This window comes from Bacteroides acidifaciens, from assembly GCF_903181435.1.
Lineage (GTDB): Bacteria > Bacteroidota > Bacteroidia > Bacteroidales > Bacteroidaceae > Bacteroides.
On the sequence record NZ_CAEUHO010000001.1, the window covers coordinates 2,082,767 to 2,098,613 of the forward strand.

Consider the following 15,847-nt stretch of genomic DNA (forward strand, 5'->3'; position numbering starts at 1 on the left):
ACAAACAAGAAGACTGTTAAAATGGTAATAAAAAAGATGGCACTTTTGGATTGTTAAATCCACATAAAGAGTTATCTTTGCCAGCAATCTGACAGAAATCAATTAAATTTTAATGATATGAACGATAACAAACTTATGAATCGTGCAGCGGATAATATCCGTATTCTTGCTGCTTCAATGGTTGAAAAAGCCAATTCCGGTCACCCGGGGGGCGCCATGGGTGGTGCTGACTTTGTAAATGTACTCTTTTCTGAGTTTCTAGTATACGACCCCGAGAATCCCCGTTGGGAAGGACGTGACCGCTTTTTCCTCGACCCGGGCCATATGTCCCCGATGCTTTATTCTACACTGGCACTGACAGGAAAATTCACTTTGGATGAACTGAAAGAATTCCGTCAATGGGGAAGCCCTACTCCGGGACACCCTGAAGTAGACATCATGCGTGGTATCGAAAATACTTCCGGTCCGCTGGGACAGGGACATACTTTCGCCGTAGGTGCTGCTATTGCCGCCAAATTCCTGAAAGCCCGTTTCGACGAGGTGATGAACCAGACAATCTATGCTTACATCTCCGACGGTGGTATCCAGGAAGAAATCTCTCAAGGTTCCGGACGTATTGCCGGTGCTCTGGGACTGGACAACCTGATTATGTTCTATGACTCCAACGACATTCAGCTTTCTACTGAAACAAAAGATGTGACCGTTGAAGACACAGCCATGAAATATGAAGCATGGGGATGGAAAGTAATCAGCATCAACGGTAACGACCCTGACGAAATCCGTGCTGCCATCAAGGAAGCACAGGCTGAAAAGGAACGCCCGACACTGATTATCGGTAAGACCGTAATGGGTAAAGGCGCTCGCAAGGCAGACGGCAGCAGCTATGAAGCCAACTGCGCTACTCACGGTGCTCCGCTCGGTGGTGACGCTTACGTAAATACAATCAACAACCTGGGCGGTGACCCAACCAACCCGTTTGTCATTTTCCCGGAAGTAGCCGAACTATATGCAAAACGTGCAGAAGAACTGAAGAAAATCGTAGCTGAAAGATATGCAGTGAAAGCCGCATGGGCAAAAGCCAATCCGGAACTGGCTGCCAAATTGGAAGCTTTCTTCTCCGGCAAAGCTCCGAAAGTGGACTGGGCTGCTATCGAACAGAAAGCTGGCAACGCAACCCGTGCCGCATCCGCCACTGTACTGGGCGCACTTGCTACCCAGGTAGAAAACATGATTGTTGCCTCTGCCGACCTTTCCAACTCTGACAAGACTGACGGCTTCCTGAAGAAAACCCATTCATTCAAGAAAGGTGATTTCAGCGGAGCATTCTTCCAGGCTGGTGTATCCGAGTTGTCGATGGCTTGTATCTGTATCGGTATGTCACTTCACGGTGGTGTTATCGCTGCTTGCGGTACATTCTTCGTATTCTCCGACTATATGAAACCTGCTGTACGTATGGCTGCCTTGATGGAACAACCCGTAAAATTCATCTGGACGCACGATGCATTCCGTGTAGGTGAAGACGGTCCTACTCACGAACCGGTAGAACAGGAAGCACAAATCCGCTTGATGGAGAAACTGAAAAACCATAAGGGACACAACTCTATGTTAGTACTTCGCCCGGCTGATGTGGAAGAAACAACAATCGCATGGAAACTCGCCATGGAAAATATGTCCACTCCGACTGGCTTGATTTTCTCCCGTCAAAATATCGCTAACCTTCCGGCAGGAACCGATTACGAACAAGCAGCCAAAGGTGCTTATATCGTTGCAGGTTCTGACGAAAACCCCGATGTTATTCTGGTAGCTTCCGGCTCTGAGGTTTCCACATTGGTAGCCGGTACAGTATTGCTCCGCAAAGATGGCGTTAAGGTACGTATCGTATCCGCTCCGTCTGAAGGCCTGTTCCGCAGCCAGTCTAAGGAATATCAGGAAGCAGTTCTTCCGTCAGACGCAAAAATCTTCGGTATGACTGCCGGCTTGCCTGTCACTCTTCAAGGTCTGGTAGGTTGCCACGGTAAAGTTTGGGGATTGGAATCTTTCGGTTTCTCCGCTCCTTACAAAGTGTTGGACGAGAAACTTGGATTCACTGCCGAAAACGTATATAACCAAGTAAAAGCAATGCTCTAATGAAAACAATCGGATTAGCATGCGACCATGCCGGCTTTGAACTGAAAGAATATGTTCGCGGCTGGTTGGAAGCAAAAGGCTGGGCTTACAAAGACTTCGGAACAAACTCTACCGCAAGCGTAGACTATCCGGACTATGCCCATCCGCTAGCCCTCGCAGTGGAATCGGGTGAATGTTATCCCGGTATCGCTATCTGCGGCAGCGGAAACGGAATCAATATGACGTTGAACAAGCATCAGGGAATTCGTGCCGCACTCTGCTGGAACGCAGAAATCGCACACTTGGCTCGTCAGCACAATGACGCCAATATTCTGGTGATGCCGGGTCGTTTTATCAGTACTGAAGAAGCGGACATGATTCTGACAGAGTTCTTCTCTACAGAGTTTGAAGGCGGACGCCATCAGAACCGTATTGATAAGATTCCGGTAAAATAGCCTAAAGATAAATCAAACAGATATAAAGCTGTTCTTCTTTTTGAAGGGCAGCTTTATTTTTATACCTGTTTCACCGGACAAGCCCGACTATAAACTGATAACAGAAATAACCGCAGACAACAAACTTCAGCAAAGTGCCGAGAATGAATCCGAGCAATGAACCGAACCCGGATTTTAGCGCCTGGGAAAACTCCTTATTTCCCAATAATTCACCAATCACGGCACCGAGAAAGGGACCGACAATAATTCCCCAAGGCAAGAAAAGAAGCCCGACCAACGTTCCGATAATGCATCCCCAATTTCCCCATTTACTGCCGCCGCTATATTTACTTCCCAACATTGGAGTGAAATAATCCAATACCTGCAATACAGCTACAATCAATAACCATACGACTAATTGCGTCGTACTATATTGTACTTTATCCGTCAAATGCAGAAAAACCAATCCCAAGTAAGCAATAGGTGGTCCCGGAAGAAACGGAAGAATACAACCTGCCAATCCGGCTACCAGACAAAGGGCACTTATCACAATCAAAACAATATCCAGCATAGTCTATACATTTTAATATCTGCACAAAAGTACAGTATCTTTCAGTAAATACAAGCTAACATCGAGAATTATTTCGCCCCTTCACCTTTCACCTTTTCATGTATCACTCTATCAGTAAACGGTTTATGGTGAAGGTTCTCCCCCTTCACTCATCCCTTCACCGTTTTTTCTTTTCCAAACCGTACCTTTCTGTTATAAAAACCGTACCTTTGTCAATTATGTATATATTATACAATATAAAATGAATGACAACAAATTAAAAAACAAATCAGTCCCTTTCAACTACGCCCGCTGCTACAACGAGCAATGTCCGAAAGCTTGTAACTGCCTTCGTCGGGTGGCTGCACTTCTCACTACCGCTGATATTTCCTACATCAGCATTGTAAACCCTATGTGTATTCCGGCAACCGGCGTTGACTGCCCCCACTTCCAAACCGCAGAAAAGATGCATGTGGCATGGGGTATCAGCCATCTGCTGGACAAAGTACCTTATAAGGACGGAACAAACATCAAACAACTATTGATTGGACATTTCGGAAAAACGCTTTACTATCGCTTTTATCGCAAAGAACGTTTCCTCAGCCCTACAGACCAAAACTACATCCGCCAGCTTTTTCGCCGGAAAGGTATCACCGAAGAACCGGTCTTCGACAGCTACACGGATGAGTATAATTGGTAAAGCTGCGTTCTAACTAGTTTCTAGCCTACTGAAACTTTTTGTTTCAAGCGCTAGAAACTAAAAGTTTCATACGGTGAAACACTTCGTTTCACACCGAGAAACAAAGTGTTTCATTACTTGAAACGATTCGTTTCAGTAAATGAAACAAAAAATGGAACTAGTTGAAAACAGAAGAAGCTCTGGTGAAGGAATAGGTGAAGCTTAGTCCTTCACCCTCTATCACCGATGAACAAAGCGATATAGAAGATATTGAAGAGTGAAACAGCCAAAGTGAAACGAGAGTCAAATATTATAGAGAAAATGAATAAAATCAATTCAGACATTGCATACTTGATAGAACTTTTGCGAAACAAAGGTATTATTTTCACTAAAGGATTATCCGATAAAGAGATACTGGATATAGAAGAAACATTTAGGTTTACTTTTCCACCGGATTTGAAACTATTTCTTCAAATAGCTTTGCCTATATCTAATGGCTTTGTCGATTGGTATTCAACGAAAGATGTAAAGTCAAGACTTGACTGGGTCTTTGAAGGAATTGCTTTTGACATAAGAAATAATGCTTTCTGGCATGCCGATTGGGGTGAAAAGCCTGATTCCTTGGCAGAGCAAATCCACATAGCCGAACTATTTTATAATAATTGTCCCAAACTAATCCCAATATATTCACATAGGTTTCTTCCTGCCAGTCCCTGTGAAATGGGAAATCCAGTATTGTCAATATATCAAACAGATATTATATATTATGGAAACGATTTGTTGACATATTTATGTAACGAATTTGGTATAAGAAATTATAAATCGTCATTCCAAAGAGAAGAGCCAAAACATATCGAATTTTGGAGCGATTTTCTATAATGAGACATGTAGTGTAGTACTATTTATTCACCCTATATGCAATAAACTCAAAACGATGCAAATTTCCGTCCACGTTTGCCCCATTTACACAAATAAAAACTATCTTTGCGTTTCAGAATCCCGAAAGACGAAAGAAATGAAGCAAATAGACGACCTAAAAGAGCTTATCAATCAGGGGGACGTGGACACAGCGATTAAGCAATTGGACCAGCTTCTCCGGGACACTTCTGTCAAGGCAGAAAAAGATACTCTTTACTATTTACGGGGAAATGCCTACCGAAAAAAAGGAGATTGGAAACGGGCACTGGACAGCTACCAGTACGCCATCGAAATCAATCCCGACAGTCCTGCCGTCCAGGCAAGAAAGATGGTGATAGATATCCTCAACTTCTACAACAAGGATATGTTCAACCAATAAAAAGATGTATAATCAATAACCGTACTCAAAGATAACGTAATAAAATAAAGATTATGGCAAAAATCAAAGGAGCAATCGTAGTTGACACGGAGCGTTGCAAAGGATGCAACCTGTGTGTAGTGGCGTGTCCGCTCGATGTAATCACCCTCAACAAAGAGGTAAATATGAAAGGCTATAACTATGCCTGGCAAGTGAAAGAAGATACCTGCAACGGATGTAGCTCGTGTGCAACGGTTTGTCCGGACGGATGTATCTCAGTGTATAAAGTAAAAGTAGAATAAAAGAAAAGAATATGGCAGAAGAAGTTGTATTAATGAAAGGAAACGAAGCCATCGCCCACGCGGCCATCCGTTGCGGTGCGGACGGATACTTCGGTTATCCTATTACTCCCCAATCGGAAGTGTTGGAAACGCTCGCCGAACTGAAACCGTGGGAAACAACTGGCATGGTAGTACTCCAAGCTGAAAGTGAAGTGGCAGCTATCAATATGGTATATGGCGGCGCAGGCAGCGGAAAGATGGTAATGACCTCATCTTCAAGCCCGGGCGTAAGTTTAAAACAGGAAGGTATCTCCTACCTGGCGGGTGCCGAGCTTCCTTGTCTGATTGTAAACGTGATGCGTGGCGGTCCCGGATTGGGCACTATCCAACCGAGTCAGGCCGACTACTTCCAAACGGTAAAAGGCGGTGGTCACGGTGACTACCGACTGATTGCCCTCGCTCCGGCATCCGTACAGGAAATGGCGGATTTCGTTGCACTAGGATTCGAACTGGCTTTCAAATACCGCAACCCGGCTATCATCCTCGCCGACGGTGTTATCGGACAGATGATGGAAAAAGTAGTTCTTCCTGCACAGAAGCCACGCCGTACGGATGAAGAAGTGATTGCACAATGCCCGTGGGCTACCACCGGAAAAGCAAAAGACCGTAAGCCGAACATTATCACTTCCCTCGAACTGAAACCGGAAGCGATGGAAATAAACAATCTCCGTTTCCAGGCCAAATACCGTGAAATAGAAGAAAACGAGGTACGCTTCGAAGAAATAAACTGCGAAGATGCGGAATATCTGATTGTTGCTTTCGGTTCAATGGCACGTATCGGTCAGAAAGCAATGGAACTGGCACGCGAAAAAGGTATCAAAGTAGGTATCCTTCGTCCTATCACATTATGGCCGTTCCCGACAAAAGCAATTGCCGCTTACGCTGACAAGGTGAAAGGCATGCTCGTTACGGAACTGAATGCAGGACAGATGATTGAAGATGTCCGCCTGGCTGTGAACGGTAAAGTAAAGGTAGAACATTTCGGACGTCTCGGCGGTATTGTTCCCGACCCGGATGAGATTGTAACTGCTTTGGAAGAAAAAATAATCAAATAACGAAACGATGAATCCCGATAAAATAAGAAACATACTGAACATCCTCTTTATGATACTGGCACTTGCTGCCATTATCACTTACTTCGTCGTAGGAAAAGAAGATTTTAAAATGTTTATCTACGTATGCGGCGCGGCAATCTTTGTCAAGCTGATGGAGTTTTTTATACGGTTCACCAACAGATAAGGAGAAGAAGTTATGACTAAAGAAGAAATAATCAAACCCGAGAATCTGGTTTACAAGAAACCGACTCTGATGAACGATAATGCCATGCACTACTGTCCGGGTTGCAGTCACGGTGTGGTACACAAGCTCATTGCTGAAGTGATAGAGGAAATGGGCATGGAGGACAAAACAGTGGGCATCTCTCCGGTAGGATGCGCAGTTTTCGCCTACAACTATCTGGATATTGACTGGCAGGAAGCGGCACACGGACGTGCTCCCGCTGTGGCAACTGCCGTAAAACGCCTGTGGCCGGACCGCCTCGTTTTCACTTACCAGGGCGATGGTGACTTGGCTTGTATCGGTACAGCCGAAACAATCCACGCATTAAACCGCGGCGAGAATATCACAATTATCTTTATCAACAATGCCATCTACGGTATGACCGGCGGTCAGATGGCACCGACCACGCTGGTAGGCATGAAAAGTTCGACTTGCCCTTACGGACGTGATGTCGAACTTCACGGTTATCCATTAAAGATTACCGAAATCGCTGCCCAACTGGAAGGAACCGCCTACGTGACCCGCCAGTCCGTACAGTCTGTGCCAGCTATCCGCAAAGCGAAGAAAGCCATCCGCAAGGCATTCGAAAATTCAATGAACGGCAAGGGCTCCAACTTGGTGGAAATCGTTTCCACTTGTAGCTCCGGCTGGAAAATGACTCCCGAAAAGGCAAACAAATGGATGGAAGAACATATGTTCCCGTTCTATCCGCTGGGTGATTTAAAAGATAAAGAATAACGCTAAAAGTCAACAGAACAATGAAAGAAGAAATAATTATAGCAGGATTCGGTGGACAAGGCGTATTGTCCATGGGTAAGATTCTGGCTTATTCGGGTCTGATGGAAGGCAAGGAAGTGAGCTGGATGCCTGCATACGGTCCTGAACAACGCGGTGGAACAGCCAACGTTACAGTAATTGTAAGCGATGACAAGGTTTCTTCGCCCATCTTGAGCAAATATGACACTGCCATCATTCTGAACCAGCCTTCACTCGAAAAGTTTGAAAGCAAAGTAAAGCCCGGCGGTATCCTTATTTACGACGGTTACGGAATCATCAACCCGCCTACCCGCAAGGACATCAAAGTATATCGCATTGACGCGATGGACGCAGCCAATGAGATGAACAATGCCAAGGCGTTCAACATGATTGTACTCGGCGGTTTATTGAAACTCCGCCCGATTGTCACGCTGGAAAATGTAATCAAAGGACTGAAGAAAACCCTGCCGGAACGCCACCACCACTTGATTCCCATGAATGAGGAAGCCATCAAGAAAGGTATGGAGCTAATCCGTGAGGTTTGATAAATTAAAAATTGAGAATTGGGAATTAAGAAATAATTGCTCGGTAAGTAAAGGATGCAACATATTTTTCAATTCTCAATTCTCAATTCTCAATTAAAGTAAGTATCTTTGTCCCCAATTATGAGACGAATCTTACTATTATATATACTACTTTCCGTTATAGGTTTGACAACTGTCCATGCGCAGTTCGATAATGGTCGACAAAGAGTGGACGAAAACGGATACGACCAATATGGTAATCAGGTAGACCCAGCCATGATTCCGGACAGGCTGGATAGTGCAAACGTTGAAGTACAGGGATTAGCGCCTACATTGTATATGTGGCGTATCAAAAATCAATTGGGCGACCGGACTATCATTCCGGCGGATACGACCTACCACCATTTCCAGAACACGAATCTTACAGACGGGCTGACCGGACATTACAACTACCTTGCCAATATGGGTTCTCCCCGTATGTCACGCATCTTCTTTGACCGTCGTGACCCGGAGCCGACTATTTTTATGGAGCCTTTCTCCAGTTTCTTTATCCGTCCTACGGAATTCAATTTTACAAACAGTAACGTGCCCTACACCAATCTTACCTATCATAAAGCGGGTAATAAAGTAAACGGTGAAGAACGTTTCAAATCATACTTCTCCGTCAATGTCAACAAAAAACTGGCTTTTGGTTTTAATATAGACTACTTGTACGGACGAGGGTACTACAACAATCAGAATACGGCATACTTCAACGCCGCATTTTTCGGCAGCTATATTGGCGACAAGTATCAGATGCAAGCCATTTACAGCAATAATTACTTGAAAACAAATGAAAACGGAGGTATTGAGGACGACCGATATATCACCGCTCCCGAAGAAATGGCCCAAGGACAGAGGGAATACGAGTCAACCAATATTCCGACTAAGCTGAGTGAAACGACCAACCGTAATCACGACTTTTACATATTCCTTACCCAACGTTATAATTTGGGGTTCAAACGTGATATACCACAGGCTGAGAATGACACGACTCCTGCCAAACAGGAATTCGTACCGGTCACCAGCTTCATACATACCATTCAAGTAGAGCGGGCACGGCACACCTTCAACTCTAATGACGATATGCGGAAGAAAAACTATTATCAGAATACTTATCTTGACCCCGACAATCCGATTGCCCACGACAGTACCACCTATGTAGGAATCAAGAACACCGTTGGTATTGCCCTGCTCGAAGGTTTCAACAAATATGCCAAAGCCGGTCTGACCGCATTTGCTTCCTATAAAATCAGCAAGTACACACTGATGAATATGAACGGCAGCCCGTCTCCCGACAAATATAATGAAAACGAAATATTTGTAGGCGGTGAACTTTCCAAACGCGAAGGTAATGTGCTTCATTATCATGCTATCGGTGAAGTGGGGCTGGCAGGAAAAGCCATCGGACAGTTCAACGTGAAAGGGGATATTGACCTTAACTTCCCTTTGTGGAAAGACACGGTCAGTCTCATAGCCCGTGGTGAGGTCAGCAATAAACTTGCCCCTTTCTATATGCGTCATTACCATTCCAAACATTTCTTGTGGGATAATGACATGGATAAAGAATTCCGTACCCGTATCGAGGGGGAATTGAGCATTGCCCGTTGGAGAACAAGGTTGAAAGCAGGAGTTGAAAATATAAAGAACTATACTTACTTCAACCAACAGACAACACCCGAACAAAAAAGCGGAAGCCTGCAAGTATTATCGGCAAGCCTCAACCAGGACTTCAAGCTCGGAATATTCCATTTGGACAACGAAGTGACCTGGCAGAAATCCAGTGACCAGACAGTGCTTCCCTTGCCCGACCTCTCACTGTATCACAACTTCTACATGCAGTTCAAACTGGCGAAGAAAGTACTTAGCGTGCAGTTGGGTGCCGACGTACGATACTTCACCAAATACAATGCCCCTGCGTATATGCCTGCCATCCAAAACTTCCACCTGCAACCGGCAAACGACCAGGTAGAGATTGGCGGCTACCCGATTGTGAATGTTTACGCGAACCTGCACTTAAAGCGTACGCGTTTCTATGTAATGATGTACCACGTGAACCAAGGTATGAGCAGACCGAATTACTTCCTGTCTCCCCACTACCCCATCAACCCGCGTGTACTGAAATTCGGCCTTTCATGGAATTTCTATGATTAACAAAAATCTTACGGCTTATGGAGACACGCCCCAAACTGAGACTGTTCAGATATTTAGTACCTGTCGTTATTGTACTGGCCATCCTCTTTTCTGTCCGCCAATGCGGTAGTAAACAGGAAAAGCCGTCGGGACACCCGCGTGACTACGCAGCCATTGCCAAAGAAGGAATATTACGTGTAGCAACCGAATACAATTCCACCAGTTTCTATGTAGACGGCGACACTATCTCCGGTTTCCATTATGAACTGATAGAAGCCTTTGCCCGCGACAAAGGGCTGAAAGCCGAGATAATGCCTTTCATGAGTTTTGAAGAACGGTTGAAAGGACTGGCGGAGGGACGTTTTGATGTCATCGCTTTCGGTATATTAGCCACTAGCGAACTCAAAGACTCCCTACTTCTCACCACGCCTATCGTACTCAACAAACAAGTGCTGGTGCAACGGAAAGAGACTGAAGAAAACGACTCACTCTATATCCGCAGCCAACTGGACCTGGCACAGCGTACGCTTCATGTCGTGAAAGGCTCCCCTTCCATTTTGCGTGTCCGGAACCTGGGAAATGAAATCGGCGACACTATCTACATAAAGGAAATAGAGAAATACGGCCCCGAACAATTGATTTCACTGGTAGCTCACGGAGATATCGACTATGCCGTTTGTGACGAAAGTATCGCACGGGCGGTCGCGGACTCTTTGCCACAGATAGACATCAATACCGCAATCAGCTTTACGCAGTTCTACTCATGGGCAGTCAGCAAACAATCACCCGTCTTACTCGATAGTTTGAATACATGGCTGGATAAATTCCAAAAGGAAAAGGAATACCAAAAGCTTTATAAAAAATACTATACCCGATAAAGTTGCTCTTAACAAAAAATAGCTTTATCTTTGGAGTTCGTTTAAAACAGGCACAAATAGGTAATAACATTATGAGTGAAAAGATTATCAAATGGGGCTTCATCGGTTGCGGAGAAGTAACCAAGACGAAAAGTGGTCCCGCTTTCCAGAAAGTAGAACATTCGGAAGTCGTGGCAGTAATGAGCCGTGACGGTGCGAAAGCAAAAGCTTATGCCAAAGAAAGAGGTATCAAGAAATGGTATGATGATGCACAGGAGCTGATAGACGACCCGGAAGTAAATGCTATATATATCGCTACTCCCCCTTCTTCACATGCCACTTATGCCATCATGTCCATGAAAGCAGGCAAGCCTGCCTATATTGAGAAGCCGATGGCCGTCACTTACGAAGAGTGTACCCGCATCAACCGTATATCCAACGAGACGGGGGTTCCCTGCTTTGTTGCCTATTACCGCCGTTACCTTCCATACTTTCAGAAAGTAAAGGAACTGGTAGAGAACGGGACTATCGGTAACGTTATCAATGTGCAGATTCGTTTTGCTCAGCCGCCGCGCGATTTGGATTACAATCGTAATAATCTTCCCTGGCGTGTGCAAGCGGATATTGCCGGAGGCGGTTACTTCTATGACCTTGCTCCGCATCAGATTGATTTATTACAGGATATGTTCGGTTGCATCCTCGAAGCCAGCGGATACAAGAGCAATCGCGGCGGGCTTTACCCTGCCGAAGATACCCTGAGTGCTTGTTTCCAGTTTGATAACGGGCTGGTGGGTAGCGGTTCCTGGTGTTTCGTCGCCCATGATTCCGCCCGTGAAGACCGTATAGAGATTATCGGTGACAAGGGAATGATTTGTTTCTCCGTCTTTACATACGAGCCTATCGGACTGCATACAGAGAAAGGACGCGAGGAAATCTGTATCGGCAATCCTGAACACGTGCAGCAACCGCTTATCCAGGCGGTGGTAGACCACCTATTAGGTAAGTCCGTTTGTTCTTGCGACGGTGAAAGCGCAACGTTGACCAACTGGGTAATGGATAAGATTCTCGGAAAACTCTAAAGGAACGCCCTTCAAATCTTTATTTAGCATACAAAAAGTACCGGTGTCTCGAATATCCGCATACACACACTACCTACGGACTCGTTGAGAAGAATAAAGGTTCCGAACCAACTCCTTTCTCGTTTGGTGCTTGCTGATACTGGTAAGAAATAAATAGAAAACGCCCTTGTATATTGTTAGTTTTTTCTATCTTTGTAGAACATGAGATTAGAATAAAACTAACAATATATTTTTTGCGCTATGACAAAAGAAGAATTGATGCGGAAAGCTATCGAGCTTTCTAAAGAGAACATTGAAAATGGTGGAGGTCCGTTTGGTGCTGTGATTGCTACCAAAGAGGGGGAAATAGTTGCAACAGGCGTGAACCGTGTTACGGCATCCTGCGACCCTACTGCTCACGCTGAAGTGAGCGCCATACGTGCCGCTGCTGCGAAGCTCGGGACATTCAACCTTAGCGGATACGAAATCTATACCTCTTGCGAACCTTGCCCGATGTGTCTGGGTGCTATCTATTGGGCACGACTGGACAAGATGTATTACGGCAACAATAAAACTGATGCCAAGAATATCGGCTTTGACGACTCTTTTATTTATGACGAACTGGAACTTAAACCGGAAGACAGAAAACTACCCTCAGAAATCTTACTGCATAATGAAGCCCTTACTACCTTCAAAGCCTGGGTGGCCAAAGAAGACAAGATAGAATATTAAAAGTGATACTAATAAAAATCCCTGGAATTGCTGTAGACACTCAGCATCCAGGGATTTTTCACACACAAAAGTTATTATTGAAATTGAAAACTGTCTCTTTATCAGATTAGAAACGCATACCTAAAGTAAGAACCACCTTATGGTTATTGTTCGTCACTTTCGTTCCAGGTAAATCTAAACTATCGAAAGCATAGAATGTTTCTTTATAAGTATTATACATATATGCCATGTCTACATAGAAACTTTTACCACGATAACCGCAACCCAATGTATAATTATCAGTAGCACCCGGATTAGAGAACTCCGTATCAGTACGCATTGAATTTACAGGAAGATACTTAAAAGCATCTGATTTCAAAGGAGCAGTAATATGATTATATCCTAAACGGAATGCAAATTCCGGTGCTAATTTAAACTCAGCTCCAACACGAAGTGTATGAACAGCCTTCATCATTGCTTTAATGTCTGCAGTCTGTCCCAATTCATATCCGTCCAGATCTTTCATTTTAGCTGAAGTGCGGTCTGAATATTCATACTCAACTCCCAATGCAACAGAAGAACCAATGGTATATCCCATACTTGCATTAAACTTCCACGGAGTTATCAACTTATATTCATATTCTCCTTCAGTATCATTCCCACGAGCATCATAAGGTTTGGTAATGCCACGTGTAGTCTCATTCAAATCAAAATTAATATAAGCAGTATTACGCTCCTTCAAACTAAAGAAAGTCGGAGTATGTACAGCAGCACCAATACGGAATGAGGATGACTCAAAAGGACGAAGAATAAAACCAAGTTTAAAATCAACTCCGCTACCATTTACCCAGAAATCATTTCCTAAAGTATATCCTCCATGACCATTTCCGTCCTTATCAGTAAAGTCTTCATTATATTCACTAGTCCTGTCATAGTTTACACTATAAAGTCCTAATGTGGCTCCAACATAAAAACGATCATAAAAATTCAGTGCACCGTTCAAATCAAAAGAATGGATACCTCCACTTTCTTTCGAGCGATAAGACTGACTCACAGCATCTCCTGCCTGGAAATAGGGTTCATATCCATCAAAAGAAGGTTCTGCATCCGGATTCTCCAGATCTACTTTCCCATAAACAGGATTCACTAAATGTGCATTATATCCCATAATACCCAACCAAGGCAATTCAGGATTCTGAAAAGCATCATCGCTCCTCAAAGCAGCTTCCGTGAACGGATCAAAGTCTCCGTATGAATCAAAGTTCACCATATTAGCCATCTGAACTGTTTGGGAAGTATTGAATACTCCACTCGCCAACATACTTCTATTGAATGACTTCATTTTGCGATAATTGAAACCAAAGTTGGCAAATCTCAAAGCAGTCGTATTTCCTATTTTTGTGGAAAACACAAATCCGGCATTATCGAATGAACCATGAAACTTATCAAAACTTGCCCCATTCGCTTTCACTCCTGTATTATCAAAGCCAAATGAAACCATAGCATCATTGCTACGATAAATTCCGATACCAGCAGGATTAGTTCCTATAGTGGTTATATCTCCGCCTAAAGCTCCCATAGCACCGCCCATACCGACAAAGCGGGCAGTTCCATTCAAATCACTTCCCATCCATCGATTTGCATCATAGATAGTTGTTTGAGCATTTAGAAATCCTGCACTTATCAAAAGAATACAAATCGCTAATATTCTATTACTTTTCATAATCAATCTCTTTTGAAATTATAAACTATCTTCTATAGCTACCACCAGAACTACGTGAAGAGCCACCACCGCTACTACGTGAAGAACTGCCACTGCTGCCAGAACTACGAGAATAACTACCGCTACTACCTGATGAATAACTACCTCCACTACTTCTTGAATAACTACCTGAATTAGAAGAGCGGGATGATGATCTGTCAGGGGTATAACTTCTTGATGGAGAAGTGGAACTTCCACGTGAATAGCTACCACTGCTTCTACGACTAGTATTTGTTCCAGAGCTTCCCGTCGAGCTATTACTTCTAGTATAAGAAGAGCCGGAGTTGCGTGTACTAGTAGCACTAGAGGTACGTGTACTGCTTGGACGCGTATACGTTTCTGTATTTCTACGAGAGTATGAACTTCCTGAACGAATAGAGCTATTGCTACCACTACGAGTATAATTGCGAGTTCCAACAACTCTGCTATTTGTACCTGTACTACCTGAACGGCGAACACTTTGTCCAACAGAAGAATTAGCAGGTCTAGTAGTTGATGAACCAACACCTCTTCTGTAAGAAGTAGAATTATAATTTCTCGAACCGGAATAATAGGAACGATTATTACCATTAATCACACTACGCCCGGCATAATATGGTCTTCCACCTCCGCCCCAGCCCCAGCTAGGACCACCATGCCAATGGTGATGATGTCCCCAATATCCGCCGCCATACCAGCCACCCCAGTAGCCGCCACCCCAATAACCGGGGTAATATCCCCAAGCATAGTAAGGACGATTCCATCCCCAGCCATAGTTCCAGCCCCAGCCGTAAGAACCATAACGCCAATCCCACCACATCGGGTTACTGAACGTCGGGAATGCATAAGCATACATACCATCGGTATATACGTTCCAGTCCCATGAATTCGGACCATAAACTACATCCCAATAGAGCGGGCTGCTGATACTGATTGCGAAACGCGGATTGCGGAAACGGATGATACGTTCTGCGTATTCATAGTCGTCTTGCGTACCATTGAATTCGCCGGTCACCCATTCTCCGTCCAAATCCGGATTAGATTTTTCTTTTATGTATAAGGTATCATTATCCATTACGAATTCATTATCACGTGCATCGTAACGGCGGTTATATTCATCCACGTCCCGTGTCCTGCCCTTGCGGTCTTGAACCACTACGGTAGTACCCGGTGAAGTATAGATGTTGGTCACCTGTTTCTTCGGTTCCTTCCGGACTGGAGTTTCTTTTTTCTCCTGTTTGCCTTTGGAAGGTACGAAGTAAAGGTCGTCATCAACGCTTTGTGCCATCAAGCCTATCGGAAGGCACAAGGCAAATAGCAAGAAGTAAACAATCTTTTTCATATCATCTCGGTTTATGTAATTA

Annotated in this window: 17 protein-coding genes; 14 read left to right on the top strand and 3 right to left on the bottom strand. The window is 44.3% G+C overall.

Annotated elements, in window-relative coordinates:
* The first annotated feature begins 117 nt into the window (after positions 1-117).
* Positions 118-2,127 carry a transketolase family protein gene (locus tag CLIN57ABFB40_RS08830; protein WP_175629746.1) on the top strand — a complete coding sequence of 670 codons (2,010 nt, stop codon included), beginning with the start codon at positions 118-120 and terminating at the stop codon, positions 2,125-2,127.
* Positions 2,127-2,561, top strand: a complete 435-nt coding sequence (gene rpiB, locus CLIN57ABFB40_RS08835; RefSeq protein WP_175629747.1) for a ribose 5-phosphate isomerase B — start codon at positions 2,127-2,129, stop codon at positions 2,559-2,561. The genes CLIN57ABFB40_RS08830 and rpiB overlap by 1 nt, the downstream gene beginning before the upstream one ends.
* Before the next feature lie 70 nt (positions 2,562-2,631).
* On the opposite strand, the gene CLIN57ABFB40_RS08840 is transcribed toward rpiB, so the two are convergent.
* Complete coding sequence (locus CLIN57ABFB40_RS08840; protein WP_175629748.1) at positions 2,632-3,111, bottom strand: DUF456 domain-containing protein; 480 nt, start codon at positions 3,109-3,111, stop codon at positions 2,632-2,634.
* Positions 3,112-3,352: 241 nt separating this feature from the next.
* Between CLIN57ABFB40_RS08840 and CLIN57ABFB40_RS08845 the strand changes: the two genes are divergently transcribed.
* The 12 genes from CLIN57ABFB40_RS08845 to CLIN57ABFB40_RS08895 all read left to right on the top strand — a co-directional run bounded on the left by CLIN57ABFB40_RS08845 (position 3,353) and on the right by CLIN57ABFB40_RS08895 (position 12,763).
* Positions 3,353-3,790 carry a DUF6078 family protein gene (locus CLIN57ABFB40_RS08845; RefSeq protein ID WP_175629749.1) on the top strand — a complete coding sequence of 146 codons (438 nt, stop codon included), beginning with the start codon at positions 3,353-3,355 and terminating at the stop codon, positions 3,788-3,790.
* 300 nt (positions 3,791-4,090) lie between these two features.
* Complete coding sequence (locus CLIN57ABFB40_RS08850; protein ID WP_175629750.1) at positions 4,091-4,648, top strand: SMI1/KNR4 family protein; 558 nt, start codon at positions 4,091-4,093, stop codon at positions 4,646-4,648.
* A 136-nt stretch (positions 4,649-4,784) separates the two neighbouring features.
* Positions 4,785-5,066 (top strand): tetratricopeptide repeat protein, encoded by a 282-nt coding sequence (locus tag CLIN57ABFB40_RS08855; RefSeq protein WP_175629751.1) that lies wholly within the window; start codon positions 4,785-4,787, stop codon positions 5,064-5,066.
* 53 nt (positions 5,067-5,119) lie between these two features.
* Complete coding sequence (locus CLIN57ABFB40_RS08860; protein WP_175629752.1) at positions 5,120-5,347, top strand: ferredoxin family protein; 228 nt, start codon at positions 5,120-5,122, stop codon at positions 5,345-5,347.
* 11 nt (positions 5,348-5,358) lie between these two features.
* Positions 5,359-6,441 carry a 3-methyl-2-oxobutanoate dehydrogenase subunit VorB gene (locus tag CLIN57ABFB40_RS08865; RefSeq protein ID WP_175629753.1) on the top strand — a complete coding sequence of 361 codons (1,083 nt, stop codon included), beginning with the start codon at positions 5,359-5,361 and terminating at the stop codon, positions 6,439-6,441.
* 49 nt (positions 6,442-6,490) lie between these two features.
* Positions 6,491-6,625, top strand: coding sequence for a hypothetical protein (locus CLIN57ABFB40_RS20440; RefSeq protein ID WP_258909510.1), 135 nt, complete (start codon positions 6,491-6,493; stop codon positions 6,623-6,625).
* 12 nt (positions 6,626-6,637) lie between these two features.
* Positions 6,638-7,402, top strand: coding sequence for a thiamine pyrophosphate-dependent enzyme (locus CLIN57ABFB40_RS08870; protein WP_004297416.1), 765 nt, complete (start codon positions 6,638-6,640; stop codon positions 7,400-7,402).
* 20 nt (positions 7,403-7,422) lie between these two features.
* Positions 7,423-7,965 carry a 2-oxoacid:acceptor oxidoreductase family protein gene (locus CLIN57ABFB40_RS08875; protein WP_167964127.1) on the top strand — a complete coding sequence of 181 codons (543 nt, stop codon included), beginning with the start codon at positions 7,423-7,425 and terminating at the stop codon, positions 7,963-7,965.
* Between the two features lie 120 nt (positions 7,966-8,085).
* A complete protein-coding gene (locus CLIN57ABFB40_RS08880; RefSeq protein ID WP_175629754.1) occupies positions 8,086-10,137 on the top strand; it encodes a putative porin in 2,052 nt (683 codons plus the stop codon).
* A 17-nt stretch (positions 10,138-10,154) separates the two neighbouring features.
* Positions 10,155-10,994 (top strand): transporter substrate-binding domain-containing protein, encoded by an 840-nt coding sequence (locus tag CLIN57ABFB40_RS08885; protein ID WP_175629755.1) that lies wholly within the window; start codon positions 10,155-10,157, stop codon positions 10,992-10,994.
* 71 nt (positions 10,995-11,065) lie between these two features.
* Positions 11,066-12,052 carry a Gfo/Idh/MocA family protein gene (locus tag CLIN57ABFB40_RS08890; RefSeq protein WP_175629756.1) on the top strand — a complete coding sequence of 329 codons (987 nt, stop codon included), beginning with the start codon at positions 11,066-11,068 and terminating at the stop codon, positions 12,050-12,052.
* A 240-nt stretch (positions 12,053-12,292) separates the two neighbouring features.
* Positions 12,293-12,763 (top strand): nucleoside deaminase, encoded by a 471-nt coding sequence (locus CLIN57ABFB40_RS08895; protein ID WP_175629757.1) that lies wholly within the window; start codon positions 12,293-12,295, stop codon positions 12,761-12,763.
* A gap of 106 nt (positions 12,764-12,869) precedes the next feature.
* Here the strand turns inward: CLIN57ABFB40_RS08895 and CLIN57ABFB40_RS08900 are convergent, their stop codons facing one another.
* Positions 12,870-14,465 carry a hypothetical protein gene (locus CLIN57ABFB40_RS08900; RefSeq protein WP_175629758.1) on the bottom strand — a complete coding sequence of 532 codons (1,596 nt, stop codon included), beginning with the start codon at positions 14,463-14,465 and terminating at the stop codon, positions 12,870-12,872.
* Between the two features lie 25 nt (positions 14,466-14,490).
* Positions 14,491-15,825: a hypothetical protein gene (locus CLIN57ABFB40_RS08905; RefSeq protein WP_175629759.1), complete on the bottom strand. Its 1,335-nt coding sequence runs from the start codon at positions 15,823-15,825 to the stop codon at positions 14,491-14,493.
* Positions 15,826-15,847: the final 22 nt, after the last annotated feature.

Coding starts and splice junctions, on each gene's coding strand:
- CLIN57ABFB40_RS08850 (WP_175629750.1), top strand. CDS start 4,091: ATGAATAAAATCAATTCAGACATTGCATACTTGATAGAACTTTTGCGA.
- CLIN57ABFB40_RS08830 (WP_175629746.1), top strand. CDS start 118: ATGAACGATAACAAACTTATGAATCGTGCAGCGGATAATATCCGTATT.
- CLIN57ABFB40_RS08895 (WP_175629757.1), top strand. CDS start 12,293: ATGACAAAAGAAGAATTGATGCGGAAAGCTATCGAGCTTTCTAAAGAG.
- rpiB (WP_175629747.1), top strand. CDS start 2,127: ATGAAAACAATCGGATTAGCATGCGACCATGCCGGCTTTGAACTGAAA.
- CLIN57ABFB40_RS08890 (WP_175629756.1), top strand. CDS start 11,066: ATGAGTGAAAAGATTATCAAATGGGGCTTCATCGGTTGCGGAGAAGTA.
- CLIN57ABFB40_RS08855 (WP_175629751.1), top strand. CDS start 4,785: ATGAAGCAAATAGACGACCTAAAAGAGCTTATCAATCAGGGGGACGTG.
- CLIN57ABFB40_RS08860 (WP_175629752.1), top strand. CDS start 5,120: ATGGCAAAAATCAAAGGAGCAATCGTAGTTGACACGGAGCGTTGCAAA.
- CLIN57ABFB40_RS08905 (WP_175629759.1), bottom strand. CDS start 15,825: ATGAAAAAGATTGTTTACTTCTTGCTATTTGCCTTGTGCCTTCCGATA.
- CLIN57ABFB40_RS08900 (WP_175629758.1), bottom strand. CDS start 14,465: ATGAAAAGTAATAGAATATTAGCGATTTGTATTCTTTTGATAAGTGCA.
- CLIN57ABFB40_RS08870 (WP_004297416.1), top strand. CDS start 6,638: ATGACTAAAGAAGAAATAATCAAACCCGAGAATCTGGTTTACAAGAAA.
- CLIN57ABFB40_RS08840 (WP_175629748.1), bottom strand. CDS start 3,111: ATGCTGGATATTGTTTTGATTGTGATAAGTGCCCTTTGTCTGGTAGCC.
- CLIN57ABFB40_RS08880 (WP_175629754.1), top strand. CDS start 8,086: ATGAGACGAATCTTACTATTATATATACTACTTTCCGTTATAGGTTTG.
- CLIN57ABFB40_RS08875 (WP_167964127.1), top strand. CDS start 7,423: ATGAAAGAAGAAATAATTATAGCAGGATTCGGTGGACAAGGCGTATTG.
- CLIN57ABFB40_RS08845 (WP_175629749.1), top strand. CDS start 3,353: ATGAATGACAACAAATTAAAAAACAAATCAGTCCCTTTCAACTACGCC.
- CLIN57ABFB40_RS20440 (WP_258909510.1), top strand. CDS start 6,491: ATGATACTGGCACTTGCTGCCATTATCACTTACTTCGTCGTAGGAAAA.
- CLIN57ABFB40_RS08885 (WP_175629755.1), top strand. CDS start 10,155: ATGGAGACACGCCCCAAACTGAGACTGTTCAGATATTTAGTACCTGTC.
- CLIN57ABFB40_RS08865 (WP_175629753.1), top strand. CDS start 5,359: ATGGCAGAAGAAGTTGTATTAATGAAAGGAAACGAAGCCATCGCCCAC.